Raw genomic sequence first — 1,691 nt, 5'->3', positions numbered from 1 at the left:
CAGCGCTTCTTTTGATAAGGGGACGCGAAATTCTGTTGTAGTATCACGCTTTCCTTTCATATTCTCAGCAGGTATGGTCCAGACATCATCTTCAATTTGACCTTCACGAATATGACGCAAAGGAAAAGTACGAACTCCTGTCAAAATAAGCAAACGCAAAGCCAGTTGTGTTAGGATTGTTGTTTGGCAAAGTGTTTTATAAAAGGCAGGGACCTCTTTCCAATCCATTGCGGGCATGTTTTGCGTTTTATGACGTTGTTTGCCTAAGAGAGCACGTGCTTTTTCTGTTGCTTGTAAATCAACATCCAATCCTAGTGCAGCCGCATGTTTGAGACATATATTAAGACGATTAAGAGCTCTATTAGCTGTTCCAGCTTTTGTATGCCAGATAGGAGCAAGAGTATTGCGTATCTCAGTTTGGGTAATTTCTGAAACGGGTAAACAGCCTAATTTGGGGAGAATATGAAGACGTAATGGTAAAAACCAATGTCCGTCTTTTCCATCCCCTTTTAATTCAGCTTTACGACTTTCAAAAGCATCCACGGCAATATCTTTTAAATAATGGAGATTGCTTATTGCTTCACGCTTTTGTTTATTGCGTTCTTTAATAGGGTCACGACCCTCATGCAAAACAGAACGCCATTGATTTGCCAATTCACGCGCTTTTTTTAAAGAAACGTTTCGCAATGCCCCCAAGCCCATTTCACGACGGCGCCCATGAATGGTATAACGGTAAATCCATTGAGCACCTCCATCTTTACGCTTGTGAAGTAACAAGCCGGCACCATCGTTATATTTGCCAGCCCCTAATGTTGCAACAGATCTTGCATTAAGACGGTTCATAAGAGCCATTTTAAGTCCTTTCTTATACAAATTTTATCCACACACTCATCCCACTTGCTATGTGCAAACGAGTGGTTTTGATTGATTCAATATAAACAGATTTGAAATAAGAGAATCTTACGTTATTCGGGTCTTTAACTCAATATGAATAACGCTAGATTATCATTATAAATCAATAGCTTGTCACCAGCTGATAAGCTTGCGAAACAAACCTTCTGTCGACAAATCTGATGCGTTACTTTCTTTCTCTAAATGCTCTTCATCATACATCATTCTGCCATCCATGACGTGCTTTCATAAGTTTCTCTACCGCTATAAGCTGGTCGCTTTTGTATCGTCGGAGGTTCTTCATAAGCCACACACATTAACCCAAAGGCATCCGCACCATGACTGGACCAATCATGCTCTGCTCCCAAGCCAATATTGCGCTTCTCATCCCATTTCTCATGATACCAATTCAGTGCTTTACGACCCGCTACGGTTGTCTCTTCGTTAAACCATACTGAAGGTAAAATACGTCGCACCGCCTCTATTCGCATCTTAACAGCACCTGCCCCTTGATTAGGAATGACTTGCGTTTCAAAACCCGCATCATTTAAAGCACTCTCAAAACTCACATTGTGTACACGGTCTCTTGTTGCACCATCATGGGGGAGAACCATCAATGCCTTCTCATAGCCATTCTGACGTAACCAGCCTATGTGCTCGGATAATGGCTGTCCCTGTGCTTCGTAATAATTAAGCACTCTAATTTCTCGCCCCACAAACTGTGCTATCCATATCGCCGTGGCATCTGCCTTGGCGCCTGTCCCCCCAATATCCCAAAAAGCACGTATTTGCATTAAAGG

General features: G+C 42.2%; 1 protein-coding gene and 1 pseudogene. Both read right to left on the bottom strand.

The features are described 5' to 3' along the window. On the bottom strand, positions 1–852 hold an 852-nt coding region (locus ACFIKX_RS09655; protein WP_375628384.1), incomplete at its 3' end, for a tyrosine-type recombinase/integrase. A gap of 260 nt (positions 853–1,112) precedes the next feature. Continuing rightward, positions 1,113–1,691: pseudogene (locus ACFIKX_RS09650) on the bottom strand (PBSX family phage terminase large subunit); the annotation flags it as partial.

Origin of the sequence: Bartonella sp. CM86QHHN (assembly GCF_042194695.1) — a bacterium.
Taxonomy (GTDB): Bacteria; Pseudomonadota; Alphaproteobacteria; order Rhizobiales; family Rhizobiaceae; genus Bartonella.
This window is presented reverse-complemented; position numbering and strand designations above follow the sequence as displayed.